Genomic DNA, 23,114 nt, shown 5'->3' with positions numbered 1-23,114 from the left:
CTGGGGCACAAAGCGCATAGCTTGGCTAACTTACTCGGTATCATGGCGGCCATATGTCTGATCTGAACGACGTTCCCTCGCTGCGTTCCGCGGGCGACAGCTGGGCGATCACCGAGAGCGTGGGCGCCACCGCGCTGGGGGTCGCGGCCTCGCGTGCGGTGGAAACCGCTGGGCCTGACCCGTTGATTCGCGATGAGTTCGCGCAGGTGCTGGTGTCCTCAGCCGGCCCCGTCTGGGCGCGGTTGACCGACGCCGAGATGGCGTGGCTGGACGGCGATGAGGACGGCCGGCGGCTACATCGGATGGGATGCAACTACCAGGCGGTGCGCACGCACTTCTTCGACGAGTTCTTCCTGGCCGCCGCCGCGGCGGGCGTCCGTCAGGTGGTGATCCTTGCCGCCGGTTTGGATTCGCGCGCCTACCGCCTGGATTGGCCCGCCGACACCTCGGTGTATGAGATCGACCAGCCCCAAGTGCTGGAATACAAAGGCGGGATCCTCGACTCCCACGGCGCTGTCCCCACCGCCGACCGGCGTCCCGTCGGGGTCGACTTGCGCGACGACTGGCCAGCGGCGTTGTCAGCGGCGGGGTTCGACTCGCAGCGGCCGACCGCATGGCTGGCCGAAGGGCTGCTGGCCTACCTGCCCAGTGACGCCCAGGATCGGCTGTTCGAGATGGTGACCGGACTCAGCGCGCCCGGCAGTCAGTTCGCGGTCGAGGTCTTCACGTTGAACACCCACGGCAACAAACGGCGCTGGCAACTGATGCGCGACCGGCTGGGGCTGGACATCAACGTCGAGGCGCTGACCTACCACGAGCCCAACCGTTCCGACGCCGCACAATGGCTGGCAGACCACGGCTGGCAGGTGGAGAGCGTCAACAACCATCAGGAGATGGCCCGCCTGGGCCGGCCGGTATCCGAAGACATGGTCGACGAGGCCGTGCACACCAAACTCGTCCGGGCCCGTCTCGGCGGACCCACTAACTGATCACAGACAGGGGATCTGCGTATGAGCACGCTGCGCACTCATGACGACACCTGGGACATCAGGACCAGCGTCGGTGCCACCGCGGTGATGGTGGCGGCCGCTCGCGCCGTCGAGACCGAGCAGCCCGACCCGCTGATCCGGGACCCCTACGCCAAGCTTCTGGTCACCAGCGCCCGCGCCGGGGTGCTCTGGGAAGCGATGCTCGATGAGGACATGGTGGCCAAGGTGGAGGCGATCGACGCTGAGACCGCTGCCACCGTGCAGCACATGCGCAGCTATCAAGCCGTGCGCACCCACTTCTTCGACACCTACTTCCGGGACGCGGTCGCCGACGGCATCCGGCAGATCGTCATCCTGGCCTCGGGCCTCGATTCGAGGGCGTACCGGCTGGATTGGCCGGCCGGCACCACGGTGTACGAGATCGATCAGCCGCAGGTGCTCGCGTTCAAGTCGGCGACGCTCGCCGAGAACGACGTGACGCCGACCGCCGATCGCCACGAAGTACCGATCGACCTGCGTCAAGACTGGCCCGCGGCGCTGCGCGACGCCGGCTTCGACCCGTCGGAGCGGACCGCGTGGTTGGCCGAAGGCCTGTTGATGTACCTGCCCGCACAAGCTCAGGACCTGCTGTTCACGCGCATCGGTGAGATCAGTCCGCCGGGTAGCCGGATTTCCGCCGAAACCGCCGGCAACCATGCCGACGAACGCCGCGAAGAAATGCGCGAACGATTCCGCAAGGTGGCCGAGACGCTCGGGATGGAGCAGACGGTCGACGTGCAGGAGTTGATCTACCACGACCCGGATCGGGCGGTTCTTGCCGACTGGCTCAACGATCACGGGTGGCGCGCGACGGCTCAGAATGCGACTGACGAGATGCGCCGGGTGGGCCGCTGGGTCGACGGTGTTCCGATGGCAGACGACAAGCAAGCCTTCTCCGACTTCGTGACCGCGGAACGGTTGTAGTGCCGCGCACGGCCGACGACTCCTGGGACATCGCGACCAGCGTCGGGGCGACCGCCGTCATGGTCGCACTGGCCCGGGCCGCCGAGACCGCGAGTGATGACCCGTTGATCCGCGACCAGTTCGCCGAACCGCTGGTGTCCACGCCGGAACTAGCCGGAGTCCGCGAACAGGTCTCCACCTGGTGGAGTACCGAGCCCGACGAGGAGACGGCGGACGGCTTCAGCGTCGACGCCCAGCAGATGGTCAACTCCCAGGCCGTCCGCACGCACTTCTTCGACGCCTACTTCACCGACGCCGCCGCGGCCGGTATCCGCCAGGTGGTGCTGCTGGCGGCCGGCTTGGACTCGCGCGCCTACCGCCTGGGTTGGCCGGACGGCACCGTCGTCTACGAGATCGATGTGCCTGGAGTGCTGGAGTACAAGGAACGGACGCTGGCCGCGCACGGAGCCGCGCCGACCGCCGACCGACGCGCGGTACCGGTCGACCTGCGGCACGACTGGCCGCAAGCGTTGCGTGCTGCCGGTCTCGACAGCGAGCGTCCGACCGCCTGGCTGGCCGAAGGGCTGTTGCCGTTTCTCCCGGCGGCAGCGCAGGAAACCATGTTTGGTTCGATCGACGCGTTGAGCGGACCCGGCAGCCGGGTGGCCGTGGAGATGTTCGGCGTCGACGAGGCCAAACGAACCGAGGCCGAGAAACGGTGGGCCCAATTGCGCGCCAAACGAGAAGCGCGCGGCGCGGACACCTCGTTCAACCCGTTCGACCTCTGGTTCGACGACGAGGGCCGGCCGGAAACTGCGCAGTGGTTCGGTGCGCACGGCTGGGCCACCGAGGTCGTCGGGGCGCGCGAGGAGGCGCAGCGACTCGGCCGCCCGCCGCAAACGGAGGACCAGCCGTTCACCAACTACTTCGTGACGGCGGCCAAGGGCTGAACCGACCGGTCGGCTGCGTTTTCCGGCCTGAGTGTCCGGCACATGCCAGGACGCCGCATGCGTTCTATGGCTGCCGCAGCGGGGTGACTAGGATCGCGTTATCACCCGGTAGACGACCGCATGCGAACAGCAGCGCGCAGCTCCGGAGAAGGAAGGACAACGATGACCACCGACTCCCTGGCCACAGCTGCACCCACCTCCGGTGCACCGCAATCAAACGACGTCCCCGCCACCGTGGCGAAACTGCGCAAGACCTTTGCGACCGGTCGCACGCGCAGCCTGGACTGGCGCAAGCAGCAACTGCTGCAGCTGGCCAAGCTGATGGAGGAAAACGAACCCGCGATCGCCGCGGCCCTCGCCGAGGACTTGGACCGCAACCCGTTCGAGGCCTACATCGCCGACATCGCCACCACCGCCGGGGAAGCCAAGTACGCGGCCAAGAAGTTGCGCAGGTGGACGCGCCGCCGGTACCAACTACTGGAGGTGCCGCAGCTTCCGGGTCGCGGCTGGATCGAGTACGAGCCGTACGGCACCGTGCTGATCATCGGCGCCTGGAACTACCCGTTCTACTTGACCCTGGGGCCGGCCGTCGGGGCGATCGCCGCCGGAAACGCGGTCTTGCTCAAGCCTTCTGAGATCGCCGCCGCGTCCGCGCACCTGATGGCCGAGCTGGTTCCGCGTTACCTGGACAACGACGCGATCGCGGTGATCGAGGGCGACGGATCGGTCAGTCAAGAGCTGCTTGCTCAGGGCCTGGATCGGGTGCTGTTCACCGGCGGCACCGAGATCGGCCGCAAAGTCTACGAGGGCGCCGCACCGCATCTGACCCCGGTCACCCTCGAACTCGGCGGCAAGAGCCCGGTGGTGGTCGCGGCCGACGCCGACGTCGACGTGGCGGCCAAGCGGATCGCGTGGATGAAGCTGCTGAACAACGGGCAGACGTGTGTAGCTCCCGACTACGTGATCGCAGACCTGAGCATCCGCGACGAGCTGGTGCGCAAGATCGGCGCCGCCATCAACCAGTTCACCGCGGACAAGCCCAACGGTGTGCGGATCGTCAACCAGCGCCAGTTCGACCGGATCAGCAGCTACCTGACCGAAGGGGACGGCAAAGTCACCGTCGGTGGTGAGGTCGACCCGTCGACCCTGCGCATCCAGCCCACCGTGGTCGTCGATCCCAGTCCGGACGGCCCGCTGATGCAAAACGAGATCTTCGGGCCGATCCTGCCGGTGATCACCGTTCGATCCCTCGACGAGGCAATACGTTTCGTCAACTCACGGGCCAAGCCGCTAGCGGCGTACTTGTTCACCAAAGCGCGGGAGACGCGCGAGCGGTTCATCAAGGAAGTGCCGGCCGGCGGCATGCTCATCAACCACATCGCCTTCCAGGTGTCGACGGCCAAGCTGCCGTTCGGTGGGGTCGGTGCGTCGGGGATGGGCGCCTACCACGGCCGCTACGGCTTCGAGGAGTTCAGCCACCGCAAGTCGGTGCTGACCAAGCCCACCCGGCCGGATTTGTCCAGCTTCATCTACCCGCCCTACACCGAACGTGCCTTCAAGATGGCGCGCCGGATGTTCTGACCGAACCCGTCACCTTCCCGATTCGCAAAAATTTCAGAGAGGAACCAGATGCCCGGAGTGCAGGATCGCGTCGTCGTCGTCACCGGAGCCGGCGGGGGGCTGGGCCGTGAATACGCCCTCACCCTCGCTCGGGAAGGCGCCAGCGTCATCGTCAACGACCTGGGTGGCGCCCGCGACGGCACCGGAGCCGGCTCGGCGATGGCCGACCAGGTGGTGGCCGAGATCCGGAACGCGGGCGGCCGCGCGGCCCCGAACTACGACAACGTCGCCACCGAAGACGGCGCGGCCAACATCATCAAGACCGCGCTCGAGGAGTTCGGCGCCGTTCATGGCGTGGTGAGCAACGCCGGAATTCTGCGCGACGGCACCTTCCACAAGATGACGTCGGAGAACTGGGATGCCGTGCTGAAGGTGCACCTGTACGGCGGATACAACGTCGTCCGCGCCGCCTGGCCGCACTTTCGCGAGCAGAGCTTCGGTCGCGTGGTGGTAGCCACGTCCACCAGCGGTCTGTTCGGCAACTTCGGCCAAACCAACTACGGTGCAGCCAAACTCGGCCTGGTTGGAATGATCAACACCCTGGCGCTGGAAGGGGCCAAGTACAACATCCACGCCAATGCGCTGGCTCCGATCGCGGCCACCCGGATGACCGAGGACATCTTGCCCAAGGAGGTGCTGGAAAAGCTCACTCCGGAATTCGTGGCGCCGGTGATGGCATACCTGTGCACCGAAGAATGCCCCGACAACGGATCGGTGTTCGTCGTCGGTGGCGGAAAGGTGCAGCGAGTGGCGCTGTTCCAGAACGAGGGCCTCACCTTCGACAATCCGCCCTCGGTGCAGGACATCGCTGATCATTGGAGCGAGATCACCGACCTGTCGAATGCGCAAAAAGCTGGATTCAAGTTGTAACTTCGATGAAAGCCTGTGTCGTACAGAAGCTTTCCGGTCCGTCCGGCATGGTCTACACCGATATCGACGACGTTCCCGGCGACGGTGACAATGTGGTCATCGAGGTCCGCGCGGCCGGGGTGTGCTTCCCGGACCTGCTCTTGACCAAGGGCGAATACCAACTGAAGCTACGCCCGCCGTTCGTCCCGGGATTGGAGACGGCCGGCGTGGTGCGCTCGGCGCCCGAAGGGTCCGGCTTCGAAGTGGGAGACCGGGTCTCGTCGTTCGGCGTCCTCGGCGGGTACGCCGAACAAGTCGCCGTGCCGATAGCGAACGTGGTGCGCAGCCCACCGGAACTTGATGACGCGGAAGCGGTTTCGCTGCTGGTCAATTACAACACCGTGTATTTTGCACTGACGCGGCGGGCCGCGATGCGCCCGGGTGACACGGTGTTGGTCCTCGGCGCCGCGGGTGGAGTGGGCACCGCCGCCGTACAGATCGCCAAGGCGATGAACGCGGGCAAGGTGATCGCCGCGGTGCATCGGGAGACGGCCGTGGACTATGTCGCCTCACTCGGGGCGCACGTGGTCCTTCCGCTGGTCGACGGATGGACCGAGCAGGTTTACGAGCACACCGACGGTCGGGGCGTCGACATCGTGGTCGACCCCGTCGGAGGTTCGGTGTTCGACGACGCCCTGCGCGTGCTGGCCATCGACGGCAAATTGTTGGTGATCGGTTTCGCGGCGGGCAGCATCCCCACCCTCACGGTCAACCGGTTGTTGCTGCGCAACGTCAGTGTGGTGGGCGTGGCGTGGGGCGAGTACCTGAACAAGGTGCCGGGTTCGGCAGCCTTATTCTCGTGGGGGCTCAATCAACTGGTGTTCCTGGGGTTGAGACCGCCTCCGCCGCAACGTTATCCGCTGTCCGAGGCTCGTGCGGCGTTGCAGGCGTTGGACGCCGGGCGGGTGTTGGGCAAAGTCGTGCTGGAGCCGTAGCGGGGTTAGAGCAGGCCACTGAGTTCGCTGCTGATCGACTGCGCCGCGTGCTGAATGACCCGCAGTTCGAAGCCGGCCAGTAGCGTCGCCAATCCGACGTTCGCGGCCACCGGGCCGCCGAAGGCGTTGATCAGTCCTCCGACGGGATCGCCGTTGAAGGCCTGCAGGAGTCCGTTGCCGAACAAGTACACGTCATAAGCCGGGATCGCGGTCACCGCTGCGTTCAGCACATCGGCGGTCGGCAGTACGGCCGCGTAAGCCGTCGCGGCGATGTTCGACGAGGTGTAGGCGAGCTTGAGGTTGGCGGCCAGCAACGACTGAATGAAGCTCTGCGGCGACGACAGGCTGGACTGGATTCCGGCAAGCATCGCGGCTCCGCCTGTTCCGGCGTGCTGCAAGGCCGAATTGACCGCGGCGGGAAGGGTGTTGGGCAGGTTGGCGAAGGCCGGCAGGACATTGTTGGCCAGGTCGGCGGAGAACGCGGCAATGCCTTGTTGGCTGCCCGCGGCCAATGCGGCCACGACATCGCCGGGGTGAACCGGCGGAATCACACCGAAGCCGGTGGCAACGTTGGGCGGATCGGGGGACCAGCCATGGGCGGTGTTGCCGTAGCCCAGGTTGACCAGAACCCGCAGATCCGGTTCGACGAGGTTGGCGATGGGATTGCCGATGACCGGTATCGCCCGCACCGGATCGAGCAGCGGCAGATGGGCGGTGGGGATCATGAAGTACTCGGTCTGCACCGGGCCCAGCGTGTTCGTCAATTGGATGGCGTTGGCAACCTGGTCGGCGGTCAGCAACGGATAGGTGCCGTGCAGCGTCAGGATGCCCATGAAGGCGTTGAGGTCGGCCAGGAAGTTGATCGGATATTGCGGGAAGCCCCCGAAGCCGTCGTACTCGATGGTGTAGATCCGGGTGGGGAAGGAGTTGTCCGGGGTGGCGATGCCGAAGTCGATACCCAGGCTGGGCAGGCTCAGGCCCGGGAAGCGAGAGAGCAGACCGCCGTTGGGATTCGCTGGATTTCCCAGCAGGGTGAAGGACAGATCACCCAAACTGGGCATCGGGATGTTAGCCGGGTTGAGCAAGTGCATCTCCAGTGAGGAGATGACTGAGCTCTGCGAGTAGCCCAGAATGTTCACCGTCTGCAAGTCACTGAGCAATGGGCGAATGGTGTTGTCCAGGATGGTCAGGCCACGCGCCACCGAGTCGTTGAGGGTCAGATCTTTGATGCCGGTGAGCGGGTACAAGCCTTCGGGTGTGTTCAGGCCCTGCAAATTTGAACCTATGGTCCGCCACGGTGAGATAAACAGTGCCGCAAGGTCATCGATGTAATCCGGTGCGGGGATCGGGTATCCGCTGGCGCCCAGGACAATCGACCAGGTGGTCGCGGGGTCCGACATCACCTGCAGCAGCGGTGCGGCGGCCTGGGTCGCTCTCGCGGCAACCGCGCCGGATGCCGTGGTGAGCGCGTTCGCCAGTTCGGTTTGTGCATAAGCGAGTCCGGCCGACGTCAGCGCCTGAGTGAATTGCTGATGGAAGGCCGTCGCCTGCCGGACAACCGCTTGGTACTCCTCGCCGTAACCAGCGAACAGCTTTGCAATTGCCGCCGAAACTTCGTCGGCCGCGGCGGCCAGCACATTAGTCGTCCGGCCTGCGACGGCCGCGTTGGCCGCTGCGATGACCGACTGGATTTCGGCGACGTTCGCGGCGGCGGTTTCCAGCACCGGCGGTTGGGTGACCAAATACGACATCGCCTAATTCCCTTCCGACGGGGGGTTTTAGCAGCTCTCCGACGATGCTGTGAATGCGATGACCCGACCTATACGGGCCATGCGAAGCCCAGTAATTGCCAGGGTAGATCTGTTATGGCCCGACGTACAGGTCTTCGCGGGCGTCAATTCTGAATTGTGTAGGCGGTAATCGAAAGGGATTGGGGCGCAGCGGAAATTCGCTACGCCCCAAGGACTACCCGTGGATTACCGTTAGATGATTCCCTCGACGGCGTTGATGAGCACGTTCAATTCGAACCCGCCGGCGAGCGCGTACAACGCCGTGTTGGCCGCAATCGGAGCACCGAACGCATAGGTCAGTCCGCCGACCGGGTCGCCGCCGATGACTTGCTCTATGCCATCGAGGAACAGGTTGAAGTCGTAGGACGGAACCGAGGTCACCAGCGCATTGGCGATGTCTGCGGTGGGAAGCAACACCGCGTAGGTGTTGGCTGCCGCGTTGGTGATCGAGCTGGTGACGTTGGTGTTCAACGCCTGCAATTGGTCGATGAAGGCATCCGGCGAGAAGCCCGCGGTCAGCGCCGGCAGTGAGAATCCGCCCGTTCCACCCCCACCGCCGCCCCCGCTGAAGGCAGATGTCAGGGAGTTGACCAACGCGGCCGGCGATGCCGGTGCCATCGCTTGGAGGTCGCCGACAAAGGCGCCGAAGCCCTGCTGACTTCCGGCGATCAGATCGCCGGCCAGGCTCACCGGGTTCACCGACGGGAAGATGCCGAATGGTGTTGGCACATCGGCAGGACTGGTCGAGTAGCCGTAGTGCGGGTCACCGTAGCCGAGGTTGACCAGCGTGGTCAGGTTCGGCTGAACCAGGTCGGCCAGCGGGTTGCCGATCACCGGTAGTGCCCGAAGCGGCTCCAACAGAGGCAGATTCGGATAGGTGATCATGTAGAACTGGTCGAGCCCGGCGGGGCCGGTAGTGGTCGGCAACTGAACCAGGTTGAACCCGGGGGGAAGTGCACTCGGGTTGATGTCCGGATAGTTGCCGTGCACGAACTGGATGCCGGCGAACGCGTTCAGGTCGGCCAGCAAGTTGAGCGGGTAGCGCGGGAAGTCGGCGTAGCCGTCGTATTGCAGCGTGTAGGTGGTCGTCTGGTAACCGGTGTGCGTGGGCATTGCTCCATAGAGGTCCAGACCCAGGCTGGGCAGTTGCAGTCCGGGGAACCGTGCGAACAAGCCGCCGTTGGGGTTCATCGGATTGCCCAGCAACGTGAATGCGAGCTGACTCGGGAGCGGGTGGGCCGTCAATCCGGCGGCGATGTTCTGCAGCTCGAGCGAGCTGATGATGGCGCTTTGCGAGTAACCCAGGACGTTCACGGCGTTCCCGCCGAATGGTGCCGCGCCGGAAATCAGCCCTTGCGGCCCGAAGAGGGCGTTGTCCAAGATCTGCACACCGGTGTTCACCGACACCGTGAGCGGCAGGTCTTTGACAGCGGTTAACGGATACAAACCTTCGGGAGTGACCAAGGGGAACAACGATGTCAGAGCGGAGACACCGGGAATATACGGCGCGACGCTATGCATGTAGGGGACCGTCGGAATCGGCGTGCCGCTGCCCTGCATGATGAGAGCCACAAAGTTGGCGGGCAATATCGACGTCGGCAGCGCCGCGGCCGCGAACGGCGCAATTGCGCCGCCGGCAGCTGCCGGTGCGACCACTCCACCGAACAGCGGCGCGGTGAGCGAGTTCAAGGTGGTCGCGGCTTGCGCTTCGGCCGCGGCGTAGGCATTCCCCGCGGCGGTCAGCGCCGCGACGAACTGCTCATGGAAGGCCGTGGCCTGGCCGATGACCGCCTGATATTCCTGTGCGTGGCTGCCGAACAGAACCGCGATGGCTTCGGAGATCTCATCTGCCGCGGCTGCGGCCAGGCTGGTCGTCGGGCCGGCGGCGGCGGCATTGGCCGCGGCGATCGCCGAACGAATGTCGGCCACATTGGTGGCGGCGTCAGCCAGCAGTTGCGGTTGTGTCGTCAAGAATGCCATCGACCAAATCCTCTCGCAGACGGGGCTTTTCGCGGGGACACCGCTTGGCTGTGGTGTCGATGAGGCGGTGCAGCCGACCATCGCGAAGCCCGGGCATTAGACAGACTAGATCGGTGTGGCGTGGCTCACGGCGAAATAGCGTGTATTGGCTAAATAAGTACCTGTGGATCTGCTGAGCGGTTGACGCGGTTAAGGGATCAGACTCTGAATGTCCTTGATGGTGTTCGACGCGGCCTCGGCCAGCACCAGGAATTCGACCGCACCCGCTACCGTGCCCAACCCGATGTCGGCCGCGATGGGATACCCGATCGCGTTGATCAGATTGCCGTGCGCCAGCTGGTCGACGAACAACTGAAGGTTGTAGGCGGGGACGCTGGTGAACAGCGCGGTGAGCGTGTCTGCCGTGGGGAGGAGCACCGCGTAGTTGGTGGAGACGATCGAGGCCACCGTGTTAGCCACCTGCAGCGGCGTCGGTGCTGGGCCCAGCTTGAGCGTGAGATCCGTCGGCGCCGGCAGGGTGAACGACGGCAGCGCTGGCGGATGCGCCATCAGCTGAGAGATGTCGCGGGAGAAGTCGGCGATGCCCTGTTGAGTGCCGGTGGCCAGCGCGTTGGCGACGGTGAGCGGGCTGACGTCTGGGAACAGTCCGAACGGCGTCCACACGTCGGCCGGCGCGGTGGAGAAGCCGTACGCCGGGTCGCCATAACCGAGGTTCACCAACACCTTCAAGTCGGGCTGGATCAAGTTCGCCAGTGGGTTGCCGATGACGGGTAGGGCACGCAGCGGCTCGAGCAGCGGCAGGTTCGGCGTGCGGATCATGTAGTAGCTGGTGTGGCCGGCGTAACCGGGCGAGGTCGGCAGCTGCAGCGCACTGTTCACCTGTGCCGCTGTCAGGTCGAAGTAGGTGGGGTGCACGAAGACAATGCCGGCGACCGCATTCAGATCGGCCAGGAAGTTGAGCGGGTAGCGGGGGAAGTCGGCGAAGCCGTCATATTCCAGGGTGTAGATAGCCGTCGGGTAGGGCGTGTTCGCCGGTGTGGCGCCGTAGAAGTCCAGACCCAGGCTGGACAGCGACAGGCCGGGGAATCGTGACAGCAGGCCGCCGTTCGGGTTCATTTCATTGCCGGTCAGGACGAAGTTGAGCATCCCTTGAAATGGGTTGCCCGCGGCCGCCAGTTTCTGCATCTCCAGCGACGCGATGACGGCGCTCTGCGAAATACCGAAGACGGTCACCGATTGACCGGCTGCGATCTGGCTTCGGATCGCGTTGTCCATAATGGTCAGCCCCTGACTGACCGACTGGTTGAAGAACATGCTCCGGACGCCGGTCAGCGGGTAAAGCTGCTCGGGTGTGTTGACGCCCAACGCATTGGCACCGTGGACGTAAAGGTTCTCGGCGGCGGTGATGAGCTTCTGCGTCGGTATGGGGACACCTGTGCCGCCGAAAATCAACTGAATCGCATTCGCCGGGAACGGCGGCAGGGTCGCCGTCGGCAACACCGGTGAGGCAGGCGCGCCCAATGCCCCCTGTAACGCGGTGACAGCAGCGGTCTCGGCTTGCGCGTAGGCGTTCGCGGCCGCACCCAGTGTCCGTTGGAATTCGGTGCTGAACGCTTCGATCTGACCGACGATGGCTTGGTATTGCTGGCCGTATGCGCCGAAGAAGTTGGCGATCGCCGCCGACACCTCGTCCCCGGCGGCGGCGAGCAGAGTCGATGTGGGGCCTGCCGCAGCGGCGTTGGCGGCGGTGAGGGCTGAACCGATGTCCTCGATCTCCGCCGCAACCGATGCCATGACTTGCGGTTCGGCGATCAGATATGACACGGGCCCATCCTCTGCAACCGGCGGCAAGAATCCCAGTCAGACTAGAGGGACTGCGATTCTCTGTCCCGTCTTTGGGCGAAGTCAGATAGTGAGGCTTTGGAAAGCTTGCGCAATTGCAATCAATTGCTCTGCGACAGCGATGAATTCGATCATGCCGCCCAATGTGGCCATTCCGACCGTGGCCGCAACCGGATAGCCGAATGCGTTGATCAGGTTGCCTTGCGCCAACTGGCTCAACGCCAGGGTCGCGTTGTAAGCGGGCAGGGTGGCGCCGAGGGCCAGGCCGAGGTCTGCGGTTGGCAACAGCGTCGAATACGCGTCGGAGATCGCAGCAGCGAATGTGTTCGCGATGTTGAGTGGCGTAGCGGGAACCGGAGCAGGTGCCGGCGGCAGCACGGAGGTCAGGAACGGGGGCAGCCCCGGCGGCGCGATGGTGGGAGCGGTGGTCAGCGCCGCGGGCAGGGCGGCGGCGAAGTCGTTGAGCCCCTGGTGAGTTCCGGCAATCAACGCATCGGCGACCACGCTGGGCGGGACGTCGGGGAAGAGCCCGAAGGGCGTCGGCACGTTCGCCGGACTCGTCGAGTAGCCGTAGTTGGGATCGCCGTAACCCAGGTTGACGATCACCCTCAGGTCCGGCTCGATCAACGCCGCGATCGGCTGTCCGATGACCGGAATAGCGCGAACCGGATCCAGCAGTGGCAGATGTGCGGACGGAATGATGTAGTACTGATTCGACGTGGTCCCGACGGTATCCAGCAGGACCTTATTGGCCACATCGGAAAGCGGAATGCTGGCATATTGCGTGTGCAGCGTCAGAATGCCAAAGACGGCGTTCAGGTCGGAAATGAGATTCAGCGGATAGCGGGGGAAGTCGGCGAAGCCGTCATATTCGATGGTGTACGTGGTTGTCGGATAGGGATTGTCCGGCGTTGCTCCGTAGAACGGCAAGCCGATGCTGGCGATATTCAACCCCGGGAAGCGGGCGAGCAGACCGCCATTGGGATTCATCTCGTTGCCGGTGAAGACGAAACTCAGTTGACTGGGCAGCGGCGCGTTCGGGCCCAGCGAAATAAGGTGCTGCATCTCCAATGAAGCGATGATCGCGCTCTGGGAGTAGCCGAAGACCGTGACGCGATTTCCGGCGTTGAGTTGTTGCCAAATGGCGTCATCCATGATTTGCAGGCCCTGCTGCACCGACGTTGCCAGGGGCAATGTCTTGACACCGGTGATCGGATAAAGCTGCTCGGGCGTGAACAGACCCTGAGGAAGGGCGGTCGGGAAAAGCGGTTGAACGTATCGGGTAAACATCGCGTCGATATACGTCTGGCCGGGAATCGGCGTTCCGGTGCCACCGAAAACCAGCGCCGTCAATTGGCTCATGGGGCCGGGCGGGGGCGGCGGCGCCGTCTGCGTCGGCAGTCCGCTGATCGCCTGCTGCACGAGTGCCGCCGCGCTGGCGGCCTCGGCGTTGGCGTAGGAGTTGGCCGCGGCCAGCAAGCGCTGCTGAAATTCGTTGTGGAAAGCCGAGATCTGCGCGTTGAGAGCTTGGTATTCCTCGGCGAACGCACCGAACAACTTGGCGATGGCGGCTGACACCTCGTCGGCGGCCGCGGGCAACAGAACGGTCGTCGGACTAGCCGCGGCGGCAGCGGCCTCGCTGATCGCCGAGCCGATGCCGGCCAGATCAGTGGCCGCGGTTGCCAACAGCAGCGGCTCCGCGGTGAAGTAACTCAACGCCCTCATCCCTCCTGGCGAACGGTATCCGCTGAGCCTAAAGGGATCTCGCGTGCGTGTCTGGCCTTTGGGCCGACCGCATAGTTACGGCATATCAGCCGAGCAGTTGGTTGCGGAGGCGCTGGACGGCACCATCGTCGATACCGGCGTCGCGCAGGTATCCGTCCAGCGACCCAAAGTTCTCGTCGATGGTCTGCCAAGCCGCCGCCAGATACTCGGGGCGCACCCCGAGCACACCGTCGGATAATCGGGCCTTGGTGAAGGTGACCACCTCGGGAGTCAGTTCGACGTCAGAGCGTTGCGCGATCATCTCCGAAATGCGGGCTCGCAACTGTGGCACCGAGTCGTTGCTGCGCAGATAGTCCGCGACGATCGCATCCCGGTCCACGCCCGCGGCCTCCAACACGGTCGCCACCACGAAGCCGGTGCGGTCCTTGCCCGCGAAGCAATGGGTGAGCACCGGGCGCCCGTCGGCTAACAGCGTGAACACCCGATGGACCGCGCGCTGGGCACCGTTGCGCGTCGGAAACTGGCGGTATTCGTCGGTCATGTACCGGACCGCGGACTCCTCGATCGAGGCCTCGGACTGGTCAGCCCCGCCGTCGGCGCCGTCGCTCAACAGGCGTTTGAACGCGGTTTCGTGGGGCGCCTCGTCGTCGGTGCCGGCTTGGTCGTCGGCGAGGTCAGGGAAGGGCAGCAGGTGAATATCGACACCGTCGGGAACCTGTCCGGGACCGCGCCGGGACACCTCGCGCGACGAGCGTAAATCGGCGACGTCGGTGATGCCGAGTCGACGCAGTATTGCCCGTCCGCCTTCCTCCAAGCGGCTCAACTCGCTGGACCGGAACAGCCGTCCGGGTCGAAGCGCTCCGGTGCTTTCTGCGACATCGCGAAAGTTCCACGCGCCCGGCAAGTCCCGGACCGTCATGTCAGGTGACCGCCGCGGCGAACGGTGACTTCTCCCGGCCCAATTCGGCGCGGGCGATGGTCCGCATGTGCACCTCGTCGGGCCCGTCGAAGATGCGCATCGCGCGGTGCCAGCCGTAGAGCCTGGCCAGTACCGTATCGTCGCTCACGCCCGCACCGCCGTGCACCTGGATGGCGCGGTCGATGACGTCGCACGCCACTTGCGGCGCGACCGCTTTGATCTGGGAGACCAAGATGTGCGCGGCTTTGTTGCCGTGCTGGTCGATGGTCCAGGCCGCCTTCTCGCACAACAGCCTGGCTTGGTCGATCTCGTTGCGGGACTTGGCAATTGCTTCCCGGACCACGCCCTGCTCGGCCAGCGGACGACCGAACGCGACCCGCTTTTGGGTCCGGTCCACCATGAGCGCCAGCGCCCGTTCGGCGGCGCCCAGAGCGCGCATGCAGTGGTGAATACGGCCCGGTCCCAGTCGGGCCTGGGCAATGGCGAAGCCCGCGCCCTCTTCACCGAGCAGATTGGTGGCCGGCACCCGGACGTTGTCGTAGATGATCTCGCAATGGCCGTGCTGGTCCTGCCAGCCGAACACCGAGGTCGACCGGACCACGGTGACCCCGGGGGTGTCGATGGGCACCAGGACCATCGACTGCTGTTGGTGGCTGGCCGCCTCCGGATTGGTGCGGCCCATCACGATCAGGATCTTGCACCGCGGATCGGCCGCGCCCGAGGTCCACCACTTGCGGCCGTTGATCACGTAGTCGCCGCCGTCGCGCACGATGGAGGTCTCGATATTGCGGGCGTCGCTGCTGGCGACCGCCGGTTCGGTCATCGAGAAGGCACTGCGGATGTCGCCGTTCAGCAACGGCTCCAGCCAGTCTTTGCGCTGCTCCTCGGTAGCGAAAAGGTGCAGCGTCTCCATGTTGCCGGTGTCGGGGGCAGCACAGTTGATCACCTCGGGAGCAATCTCCATGCTCCAGCCGCTCAGCTCGGCCAGCGGCGCGTAGTCCAGGTTGCTCAACCCGGACTCGGCCGGCAGGAACAAGTTCCACAGCCCGGCCGCTTTGGCCTTGGTTTTCAGCTCTTCGATGATCGGCGGCACGGAGTGGTCGCCCGGGCCGGCTTCGTGGCGGTACTTCTCGTACTCGGCCTCGGCCGGGAACACATACTCGACCATGAAGTCGGACAGTCGCTTGTGGTAGTCGCTGGCCTTGGCCGACATCGCGAAGTCCATGTCCGCCACCATAGGACACGCGAGGTGACGCTCGGTTTCAGCCCGTCGCCGACGACCGCCATCGGCGGCCATCAGAAGGCGAAATTGGGGCGCTGGGAAGGCGACCGTTAGGGTAGCTGGGGCAATTCGCCCGGCAGACCTAAGGAAAGTAGCCATGACAGATCCGCAGACCCACGCCACCAGGGTCGGGGTGGTGGCTGAGTCAGGCCCCGACGAGCGGCGCGTCGCGCTGGTACCGAAGGCGGTCGCCTCGCTGGTGAACAGCGGCGTGGCCGTAGTGGTCGAGTCGGGTGCGGGCGTGAAAGCTCTCCTCCCCGACGACCTCTACACCGCCGCAGGGGCGAGCATCGGCGACGCGTGGGACGCCGACATCGTGGTGAAGGTTGCGCCTCCCACCGCAGAGGAGGTCGGTCGACTGCGCAGCGGTCAGACCCTGATCGGTTTTCTTGCCCCGCGCAATGTGGAGAACTCGATCGGCGCGCTGAAGCAAGCCGGCGTCCAGGCGTTCGCGCTCGAGGCCATTCCCCGGATCTCGCGGGCGCAGGTGATGGACGCGCTCTCGTCGCAAGCCAACGTGGCCGGGTACAAAGCCGTCCTGCTTGCCGCCTCCGAATCGACGCGCTTCTTCCCGATGCTGACGACGGCGGCGGGCACCGTGAAGCCGGCCACCGTGCTGGTGCTCGGCGTCGGCGTGGCCGGGTTGCAGGCACTGGCGACGGCCAAGCGCCTGGGCGCGCGCACCACCGGATACGACGTGCGCCCCGAGGTCGCCGATCAGGTGCGTTCGGTGGGCGCGCAATGGCTCGATATCGGCATCGACGCGGCCGGCGAGGGCGGTTACGCCCGTGAGCTCACCGACGAAGAACGCGCTCAGCAACAGAAGGCGCTGGAAAAGGCGATCAGCGGATTCGACGTCGTGATCACCACCGCGCTTGTCCCGGGACGGCCCGCGCCGCGGCTGGTGACCGCTGCGGCGGTGGAAGCGATGAAGCCCGGCAGTGTGGTGGTCGACCTGGCCGGCGAGACCGGCGGCAACTGCGAACTCACCGAACCTGGACAGACGGTGGTCAAGCACGACGTCACCATCGCCTCACCGCTCAACCTGCCGGCGACCATGCCGGAACACGCGAGCGAGCTCTACAGCAAGAACATCACCGCACTGCTGGACCTGCTGATCACCGACGGCAAGCTGGCCCCCGATTTCGACGACGAAGTCATCGCGGCGTCGTGCGTGACCCGCGACTGACTCGAGAACAGAAAGCTCAGAAATGTACGACGACCTCTTGGCCAACTTGGCGATCCTGGTGCTGTCCGGATTCGTCGGCTTCGCCGTGATCTCGAAGGTGCCCAACACCTTGCACACCCCGCTGATGTCGGGCACCAACGCCATCCACGGCATCGTGGTGCTCGGCGCGCTGGTGGTATTCGGCTCGGTCGAGCATCCGTCCCTTGCCGTACAGATCATCCTGTTCGTCGCGACGGTATTCGGCACGCTCAACGTCATCGGCGGCTTCATCGTCACCGACCGGATGCTGGGCATGTTCAAGGGCAAGAAGAAGGCCCTCCCGGCCGCCAAAGCCGAGGAGCCGGTGACCAAATGAACTACCTCGTCATCGGCCTCTACATCGTCTCGTTCTCGCTGTTCATTTACGGCCTGATGGGTCTGACCGGCCCTAAGACCGCGGTGCGCGGCAACCTGATCGCCGCGGTCGGCATGGCGATCGCGGTGGCGGCCACGCTGATCGCGATCCGGCACACCAGCCAGTGGCCGCTGATCATCGCCGGATTGGTGGTCGGTGTGGTGCTGGGTGTCCCGCCCGCGCGGCTGACCAAGATGACCGCCATGCCGCAGTTGGTGGCGTTCTTCAACGGCGTGGGCGGCGGCACGGTGGCGCTCATCGCGCTGTCGGAATTCATGGAAACCAAGGGTTTTTCGGCGTTCCAGCATGACGAGTCACCGACCGTGCACATCGTGGTCGCCTCGTTGTTCGCGGCCATCATCGGATCCATCTCGTTCTGGGGTTCGATCATCGCGTTCGGCAAGCTGCAGGAGATCATCTCCGGAGCACCAATTGGCTTCGGGAAGGCGCAGCAACCGATCAACCTGCTGCTGCTCGCCGCCGCGGTAGCCGCCGCGGTGGTGATCGGTGTCAACGCGCATCCGGGCAGCGGCGGCGCGCCGCTGTGGTGGATGATCGGACTCCTGCTCGCCGCCGGTGTACTGGGCTTGATGGTGGTGCTGCCGATCGGCGGCGCGGACATGCCGGTCGTCATCTCCCTGCTGAACGCGATGACCGGGTTGTCGGCTGCGGCGGCGGGCCTGGCGCTGAACAACACCGCGATGATCGTGGCCGGCATGATCGTCGGCGCCTCGGGTTCGATCCTGACCAACCTGATGGCCAAGGCGATGAACCGCTCTATCCCGGCGATCGTCGCGGGCGGTTTCGGTGGCGGCGGCGTGGCCCCGAGCGGCGACGGCGGCGGCGACCGGACCGTCAAGTCCACCTCGGCGGCCGACGCGGCAATCCAAATGGCCTACGCCAACCAGGTGATCGTGGTCCCCGGCTACGGCCTGGCCGTCGCGCAGGCTCAGCACGCGGTTAAGGACATGGCGGCGCTGCTGGAGAACAAGGGTGTGACGGTGAAATACGCGATCCACCCGGTCGCCGGCCGGATGCCCGGGCACATGAACGTCCTGTTGGCCGAGGCCGAAGTGGACTACGACGCCATGAAAGACATGGACGACATCAACGACGAGTTCGCCCGCACCGACGTCGCGATCGTCATCGGCGCCAACGACGTCACCAACCCGGCGGCCCGCAACGACGCGTCCAGCCCGATCTACGGCATGCCGATCCTCAACGTGGACAAGGCCAAGTCGGTGATCGTGCTCAAGCGGTCGATGAACTCAGGTTTCGCCGGCATCGACAACCCGCTGTTCTACGGCGAGGGAACCACGATGCTGTTCGGGGACGCGAAGAAATCGGTGACGCAGGTCGCCGAGGAGTTGAAGGCTCTGTAGACCGATTAAACCGGGGGGTAGGCCGGCGGCGGGTAGCCGTTGCCGCTCTCGACGCCGCGCAAGCCCCAGGTGAGATAGCCGAAGAAGAACTCGATCTCGTCGCTCGCGTCGTAGTCCGGACTCGGGTCCATCGCTCCACCCCTCAACTCGCGACTTGGTCTGCCTCAGCAAGTCTAGTCGCATGTGCGTCGGTGCAACAGGCGGCCGGACCCACGCCTAGACTGTCCAACCAGTTGATTGATAACTGACCGAGATAGTGAGTCCCGATGCCGTCCGAAACTGGCTTGTCGCGCCGTGAAGAGTTGCTGGCCGTGGCCACCAAGCTGTTCGCTGCCCGCGGTTATCACGGGACCAGGATGGACGATGTCGCCGACGTCATCGGACTGAACAAGGCGACCGTGTATCACTACTACGCCAGCAAGTCGCTGATCTTGTTCGACATCTACCGCCAGGCCGCCGAGGGCACGCTCGCCGCCGTGCACGACGACCCCTCCTGGACCGCGCGGGAAGCGTTGTATCAATACACCGTTCGGCTGTTGACCGGGATCGCGAGCAACCCGGAGCGGGCGGCGGTGTACTTCCAGGAGCAGCCGTACATCGCCGAGTGGTTCACCGCCGAACAGGTCGCCGAGGTGCGCGAGAAGGAAGCGCTGGTGTACGAGCACGTGCACGGTCTGATCGACCGCGGCATCGCCAGTGGTGAGTTTTACGAGTGCGACTCGCATGTGCTGGCCCTGGGCTACATCGGGATGACGTTCGGCAGCTACCGGTGGTTGCGGCCCAGCGGCCGGCGCTCCGCCAAGGAGATCGCCGCCGAGTTCAGCACCGCGCTGCTGCGTGGTTTGATCCGCGACGAGGCGATCCGCACCACCTCGCCGCTGGGGCCGTGATCAGTAGTGGATCGACGGAATGATGTGGAACAGGTTGCCCAGTGCGCCACTGAGTAGCGACAGTTCCGTCACCGGCGGTTGGCTCAACGCCGGGCCGAAGTAGAAGTTCAGCCCAGGGTTGGCCGACGGAACCCACGGATAGGCGTCGGGGAAGTACTCCGGTCCCCACAAGCCGGCTTGCACACCGATCTCCACCGCGGCGCCATAGGGGGCCTGCAGCAGTCCCTGGCCCAGGTAATAGGCGACGTTGAAGGGGTTCGGGATGTTGATCAGACTGGCCGGCGTTGGCAGATCCGCGTAGCCGTAGTCGTTGTAGCCGAGGTCGACCATCACGCGCAGCGGCGGCTGCAGCAGGTCGGCGATCACCGGTCCCGCGTAGGGGATGTCGCGAATCGGCTGCAGCAGTGGCAGGTTCTGGGTCAAGAACATGTAGTACTCGGTGTTGCCCGTGTAGCCGGGCGACGTGGGCAGCTGCACCGCGTTGAGCGCGTTCAAATCCGGGTAGCTGCTGTGGACGTAGAAATAGCCCATCAGCGCATTGATGTCCGCCAGGATATTGCTCGGATATTGGGGGACATGAGCGATGCCGTCGTACTGCGCGGTGAAGAAAGTGGTCGGATACGGAGTATTCGACGGCGTCGCCCCGTTGAACGACGCGTCGAGGAACGGAATGTAGAAGCCGGGGAAGCGGGCCAGCAGTCCGCCGTTCGGATTATTGCCGGCGGCGGCCAGGATGAAGGACAGGTCGGTCGCCGGGAAGGGGTTGTTGGCCGCCATAAGCGCGACGATCTCGTTGTTGATGATCGAGGCGCTCTGCGAATAGCCGAAGGCGACGACTGGATTGGTGTTAATCGTGGAAGCGATCGCGTTGTGCAGCGCCACGACGCCCTTGGCGACCGACTGGTTGTAGGTGAGGTTCCCCAGGTTCGGGGTGACCGGCCAGAACTGCTCGGGCGTGGGCAGGCCGACTGGAGTCGCTCCGGGGAACAGCGGCTGAATGTAGTGGGCATTGATGTCCGCGACGTACTGGGCGACAGGAAGCGGATTGTTGGTGCCGCCCATGATCAGCGCCACCCGGTTCGCCAGCAGTGCTGAGGGTCCAGACGCGAGCGTGCTGGCGGTGCCCCCGGTCCCGACCGCCCCCGGTCCCAGCAGCGACTGGACCGGTGTGTTGATCGCAGTGGTCAGTGCCGTCGCGGCCGCTGCTTCTGCTTGGGCGTAGGCGTTGCCCGCCGCGGCTAAGGCTTGAGTGAACTGACTGTGGAATGCGCCCGCCTGTTGCACGACGGCCTGGTATTCCTGGCCGTAGGCATTGAACAGCTGCGCTATCGCCGCCGACACCTCGTCCTCTGCCGCGGCGAGCAAGCCCGATGTCCGGCCCGCCGCAGCGGCGTTGGCCTCGCTGAGCGCGGCGGCGATCCCGTCCACATTGGCAGCGGCTGACGCAAGCGCATCCGGAGCAGCGACTACGTACGACATCCCCGTCCTTCCTCACGACCGGTCCCCATATCCGGTCACCACGAACTAGCCGCAACCGCGGGTAGTGGGTAGTAAACAGAGGGTAAAACCGTCGCGTCGCAAAGTCTGGCGTTTCGGCCAAACCTTTGCTCGAACTAGCGGGAAGGCTTGAGGTGCCGGCCCAGGAAGCCGAGTTGGTCGGCGACGACCCGCTCGAACGCGTCGTCCACATAGATGGCGAAGTGGCCCTGGGGATAGACCTTGACCTCACCACGGGGCGCCTTCGCCGCGTAGCGCAAGGTGGGACCGGGTGGCGCCACCGAGTCGGAAGCGCAGACGCAGAACAGGATCGGGCAAGGCACCTTTGCGGCGCTGCGCCCCGGACGATAGGTGGCAACCTTCAGACCGATCCGAGCGGCGACCTCGTTGCGTAGTTCCACGCCGTCGGGCACCAGACGCAGGTATCCGGAGTAGGCGTCGGGCGCGGTCATCAACGCGACTTCCCCCGGCCTACCGGCCGTGCGAATCATCAATGGCGGCTTACCCGCCGCGGATCGGGCGAAGTCGCGCGCCGCCCGCACCGTGACACGTGCGGCCGTCACCGGGTTCACCGCCCGCAACGAGGCAATGCCGTCGGTGAACGGGCACTGGGCCACCGCGGCCGCGATACCCGGCACCCGCGCCGCGGTGCGATCGCATGACCACCACCAAAGGACGTGCCCCACACGGCAATCCGATTAGCGTCGATGCCCGGTATGGTCCGGCCGTACGCAACCGCTGCGGCCCAGTCGTCCAATTGCATGCCGACGTCGATCAGCTGGCGCGGCTGGCCTTCGCTGTCGCCGAAGTTGCGGTAGTCGAAAACCAGACAGGCATACCCGGCCGCGCTGAATCTCTCGGCGTAGGCGTCGAGCCGCATGGTGCGCACCGCGCCCAGGCCGTGGGCCATCACCACCAGCGGCACATCGTCCGCACCGGCGGGGCGGTACAGCCAGGCGCTGATCCGATCATCGCCGGAAGGGAACCAGACGTCCTCGCGTTGCGCCATGTCCGCTCCTCACTCGGGGCACTCGTCGAACACTAACGATCCGGCTCAGTAGCCGCGCAGCAGTGCGCGCAGCTGACCCAGCGCTTCGGGACCGGCTTGGCTGTGCCAGCGGGACGGGTCGGCCGGACGCCGACCCCAGAGAAACAGCACCCGCACCGCGGGGTCGCACTCGATGGTGGCCGACCCCTCCGGGGCGACGAGCTCGATGGTGGTGGCCTCGGCAGTGGCGGTGACCAAGACATCGTCGGTGCCGGGGGAGCGCAACCGGCCGCCGATCTGTTGATCCGGCGCCAAAGCCAAGGCCTTACTGCCGCGCGCCATCAAGGGTTTGCCGACGTCGCGCACGGTGTGAGTGGTCATCCACGGCTGCCTCAGGGCCCACACCGATGTGCTGTCGTCACCGGTCATGTCCCATCGGTGCAACACCAGTTCCTCACGCATGTGCTCGGCGAAGAATCCCGGCGTGACGATGCGGCCGGTCCATCCGATCTTCTCGTCCGGTGGCAATTCGGACGCCGCTTCGGTGGTGTCGATGAGCCGCTCGCAGCGTTCGATGAAGGCCGACCACAAGTCCGTGTCGGTCATCGCTCGGTACGGTGCCTCTCGCTCCTCGAAACTGCGGGTCGGCACGGGGCGCTGGTTCATGTGCGCTTGGAGCACCCGGGTGAATTCGTCGGCGTTACCGGTGTTGTGGATCAGCACGTCGCGCACGGTCCATCCCTCGCACCAGGTACCGGCGTCGGGTCTGCGGGCTTGCACGGCATGCGCGAAGGGCTCCCACTCGGGAAGAGCCGCATGAACTTTGGCGGAGACCGTCGCCATCGCTTCCTCCTGTCGCGGCTGTGGGCCGAAGTGTCACCGCGAACGCTG

Annotated in this window: 19 protein-coding genes and 1 pseudogene; 10 read left to right on the top strand and 10 right to left on the bottom strand. The window is 65.3% G+C overall.

Annotated elements, in window-relative coordinates; translation table 11 throughout:
- Positions 1–53 precede the first annotated feature (53 nt).
- From A9W95_RS24195 to A9W95_RS24170, 6 genes are all read left to right on the top strand, one after another.
- On the top strand, positions 54–989 hold the full coding sequence (locus A9W95_RS24195) for a class I SAM-dependent methyltransferase (RefSeq protein ID WP_067418683.1): 936 nt from the start codon (positions 54–56) through the stop codon (positions 987–989).
- A 30-nt stretch (positions 990–1,019) separates the two neighbouring features.
- Positions 1,020–1,952: a class I SAM-dependent methyltransferase gene (locus A9W95_RS24190; RefSeq protein WP_156746385.1), complete on the top strand. Its 933-nt coding sequence runs from the start codon at positions 1,020–1,022 to the stop codon at positions 1,950–1,952.
- Positions 1,953–2,011: 59 nt separating this feature from the next.
- Positions 2,012–2,881: an SAM-dependent methyltransferase gene (locus A9W95_RS24185; protein ID WP_371328114.1), complete on the top strand. Its 870-nt coding sequence runs from the start codon at positions 2,012–2,014 to the stop codon at positions 2,879–2,881.
- A 162-nt stretch (positions 2,882–3,043) separates the two neighbouring features.
- On the top strand, positions 3,044–4,462 hold the full coding sequence (locus tag A9W95_RS24180) for an aldehyde dehydrogenase family protein (protein WP_067418678.1): 1,419 nt from the start codon (positions 3,044–3,046) through the stop codon (positions 4,460–4,462).
- A gap of 48 nt (positions 4,463–4,510) precedes the next feature.
- Positions 4,511–5,371: an SDR family NAD(P)-dependent oxidoreductase gene (locus tag A9W95_RS24175; protein WP_067418676.1), complete on the top strand. Its 861-nt coding sequence runs from the start codon at positions 4,511–4,513 to the stop codon at positions 5,369–5,371.
- A gap of 5 nt (positions 5,372–5,376) precedes the next feature.
- A complete protein-coding gene (locus A9W95_RS24170; protein ID WP_067418675.1) occupies positions 5,377–6,345 on the top strand; it encodes an NADPH:quinone oxidoreductase family protein in 969 nt (322 codons plus the stop codon).
- 5 nt (positions 6,346–6,350) lie between these two features.
- Here the strand turns inward: A9W95_RS24170 and A9W95_RS24165 are convergent, their stop codons facing one another.
- The 6 genes from A9W95_RS24165 to A9W95_RS24140 form a co-directional block, all read right to left on the bottom strand.
- Complete coding sequence (locus tag A9W95_RS24165; RefSeq protein ID WP_067418673.1) at positions 6,351–8,096, bottom strand: PE-PPE domain-containing protein; 1,746 nt, start codon at positions 8,094–8,096, stop codon at positions 6,351–6,353.
- A gap of 231 nt (positions 8,097–8,327) precedes the next feature.
- Complete coding sequence (locus A9W95_RS24160) at positions 8,328–10,115, bottom strand: PE-PPE domain-containing protein (protein ID WP_067418671.1); 1,788 nt, start codon at positions 10,113–10,115, stop codon at positions 8,328–8,330.
- Positions 10,116–10,304: 189 nt separating this feature from the next.
- Positions 10,305–11,939, bottom strand: coding sequence for a PE-PPE domain-containing protein (locus A9W95_RS24155; protein WP_067418669.1), 1,635 nt, complete (start codon positions 11,937–11,939; stop codon positions 10,305–10,307).
- A gap of 81 nt (positions 11,940–12,020) precedes the next feature.
- Positions 12,021–13,673 carry a PE-PPE domain-containing protein gene (locus A9W95_RS24150; RefSeq protein WP_067418701.1) on the bottom strand — a complete coding sequence of 551 codons (1,653 nt, stop codon included), beginning with the start codon at positions 13,671–13,673 and terminating at the stop codon, positions 12,021–12,023.
- A gap of 94 nt (positions 13,674–13,767) precedes the next feature.
- Positions 13,768–14,601, bottom strand: a complete 834-nt coding sequence (locus tag A9W95_RS24145; protein ID WP_067418668.1) for a tyrosine-protein phosphatase — start codon at positions 14,599–14,601, stop codon at positions 13,768–13,770.
- 1 nt (position 14,602) lies between these two features.
- Positions 14,603–15,814, bottom strand: coding sequence for an acyl-CoA dehydrogenase family protein (locus tag A9W95_RS24140; protein ID WP_172826714.1), 1,212 nt, complete (start codon positions 15,812–15,814; stop codon positions 14,603–14,605).
- 166 nt (positions 15,815–15,980) lie between these two features.
- On the opposite strand from A9W95_RS24140, the gene A9W95_RS24135 reads away from it, so the two are divergent.
- From A9W95_RS24135 to A9W95_RS24125, 3 genes are read left to right on the top strand one after another with little or no spacing between them, the layout of a single operon-like run.
- The gene (locus tag A9W95_RS24135) at positions 15,981–17,072 is read left to right on the top strand and encodes a Re/Si-specific NAD(P)(+) transhydrogenase subunit alpha (protein WP_067418665.1); all 1,092 of its coding nucleotides are present in this window, start codon (positions 15,981–15,983) and stop codon (positions 17,070–17,072) included.
- A gap of 22 nt (positions 17,073–17,094) precedes the next feature.
- Positions 17,095–17,427, top strand: a complete 333-nt coding sequence (locus A9W95_RS24130) for an NAD(P) transhydrogenase subunit alpha (RefSeq protein ID WP_067418663.1) — start codon at positions 17,095–17,097, stop codon at positions 17,425–17,427.
- A complete protein-coding gene (locus tag A9W95_RS24125) occupies positions 17,424–18,848 on the top strand; it encodes an NAD(P)(+) transhydrogenase (Re/Si-specific) subunit beta (protein WP_067418661.1) in 1,425 nt (474 codons plus the stop codon). Before A9W95_RS24130 ends, A9W95_RS24125 begins: the two co-directional genes overlap by 4 nt.
- Positions 18,849–18,853: 5 nt before the next feature.
- On the opposite strand, the gene A9W95_RS27030 is transcribed toward A9W95_RS24125, so the two are convergent.
- Entirely contained in the window at positions 18,854–18,979 is a 126-nt protein-coding gene (locus A9W95_RS27030) for a hypothetical protein (protein WP_116645728.1), read from the bottom strand.
- A gap of 135 nt (positions 18,980–19,114) precedes the next feature.
- On the opposite strand from A9W95_RS27030, the gene A9W95_RS24120 reads away from it, so the two are divergent.
- Positions 19,115–19,738: a TetR/AcrR family transcriptional regulator gene (locus tag A9W95_RS24120; RefSeq protein WP_067418659.1), complete on the top strand. Its 624-nt coding sequence runs from the start codon at positions 19,115–19,117 to the stop codon at positions 19,736–19,738.
- Here the strand turns inward: A9W95_RS24120 and A9W95_RS24115 are convergent, their stop codons facing one another.
- From A9W95_RS24115 to A9W95_RS24105, 3 genes and pseudogenes are all read right to left on the bottom strand, one after another.
- Complete coding sequence (locus A9W95_RS24115) at positions 19,739–21,217, bottom strand: PE-PPE domain-containing protein (RefSeq protein WP_067418657.1); 1,479 nt, start codon at positions 21,215–21,217, stop codon at positions 19,739–19,741. It lies immediately after the preceding gene.
- 134 nt (positions 21,218–21,351) lie between these two features.
- Positions 21,352–22,244, bottom strand: a pseudogene (locus A9W95_RS24110) (alpha/beta hydrolase).
- 45 nt (positions 22,245–22,289) lie between these two features.
- Positions 22,290–23,066, bottom strand: coding sequence for a maleylpyruvate isomerase N-terminal domain-containing protein (locus tag A9W95_RS24105; protein WP_082983303.1), 777 nt, complete (start codon positions 23,064–23,066; stop codon positions 22,290–22,292).
- Positions 23,067–23,114: the final 48 nt, after the last annotated feature.

The organism is Mycobacterium sp. 1423905.2 (genome assembly GCF_001673155.1).
Classification (GTDB): Bacteria; Actinomycetota; Actinomycetes; order Mycobacteriales; family Mycobacteriaceae; genus Mycobacterium.
The sequence above is the reverse complement of the archived record's forward strand: the minus strand, read 5'-3'. Positions and strand labels throughout refer to the sequence as shown.

Coding starts and splice junctions, on each gene's coding strand:
- A9W95_RS24130 (WP_067418663.1), top strand. CDS start 17,095: ATGTACGACGACCTCTTGGCCAACTTGGCGATCCTGGTGCTGTCCGGA.
- A9W95_RS24175 (WP_067418676.1), top strand. CDS start 4,511: ATGCCCGGAGTGCAGGATCGCGTCGTCGTCGTCACCGGAGCCGGCGGG.
- A9W95_RS24160 (WP_067418671.1), bottom strand. CDS start 10,115: ATGGCATTCTTGACGACACAACCGCAACTGCTGGCTGACGCCGCCACC.
- A9W95_RS24195 (WP_067418683.1), top strand. CDS start 54: ATGTCTGATCTGAACGACGTTCCCTCGCTGCGTTCCGCGGGCGACAGC.
- A9W95_RS24120 (WP_067418659.1), top strand. CDS start 19,115: ATGCCGTCCGAAACTGGCTTGTCGCGCCGTGAAGAGTTGCTGGCCGTG.
- A9W95_RS24125 (WP_067418661.1), top strand. CDS start 17,424: ATGAACTACCTCGTCATCGGCCTCTACATCGTCTCGTTCTCGCTGTTC.
- A9W95_RS24165 (WP_067418673.1), bottom strand. CDS start 8,096: ATGTCGTATTTGGTCACCCAACCGCCGGTGCTGGAAACCGCCGCCGCG.
- A9W95_RS24135 (WP_067418665.1), top strand. CDS start 15,981: ATGACAGATCCGCAGACCCACGCCACCAGGGTCGGGGTGGTGGCTGAG.
- A9W95_RS24145 (WP_067418668.1), bottom strand. CDS start 14,601: ATGACGGTCCGGGACTTGCCGGGCGCGTGGAACTTTCGCGATGTCGCA.
- A9W95_RS24185 (WP_371328114.1), top strand. CDS start 2,012: ATGGTCGCACTGGCCCGGGCCGCCGAGACCGCGAGTGATGACCCGTTG.
- A9W95_RS24115 (WP_067418657.1), bottom strand. CDS start 21,217: ATGTCGTACGTAGTCGCTGCTCCGGATGCGCTTGCGTCAGCCGCTGCC.
- A9W95_RS24170 (WP_067418675.1), top strand. CDS start 5,377: ATGAAAGCCTGTGTCGTACAGAAGCTTTCCGGTCCGTCCGGCATGGTC.
- A9W95_RS24180 (WP_067418678.1), top strand. CDS start 3,044: ATGACCACCGACTCCCTGGCCACAGCTGCACCCACCTCCGGTGCACCG.
- A9W95_RS24140 (WP_172826714.1), bottom strand. CDS start 15,814: ATGTCGGCCAAGGCCAGCGACTACCACAAGCGACTGTCCGACTTCATG.
- A9W95_RS27030 (WP_116645728.1), bottom strand. CDS start 18,979: ATGGACCCGAGTCCGGACTACGACGCGAGCGACGAGATCGAGTTCTTC.
- A9W95_RS24105 (WP_082983303.1), bottom strand. CDS start 23,066: ATGGCGACGGTCTCCGCCAAAGTTCATGCGGCTCTTCCCGAGTGGGAG.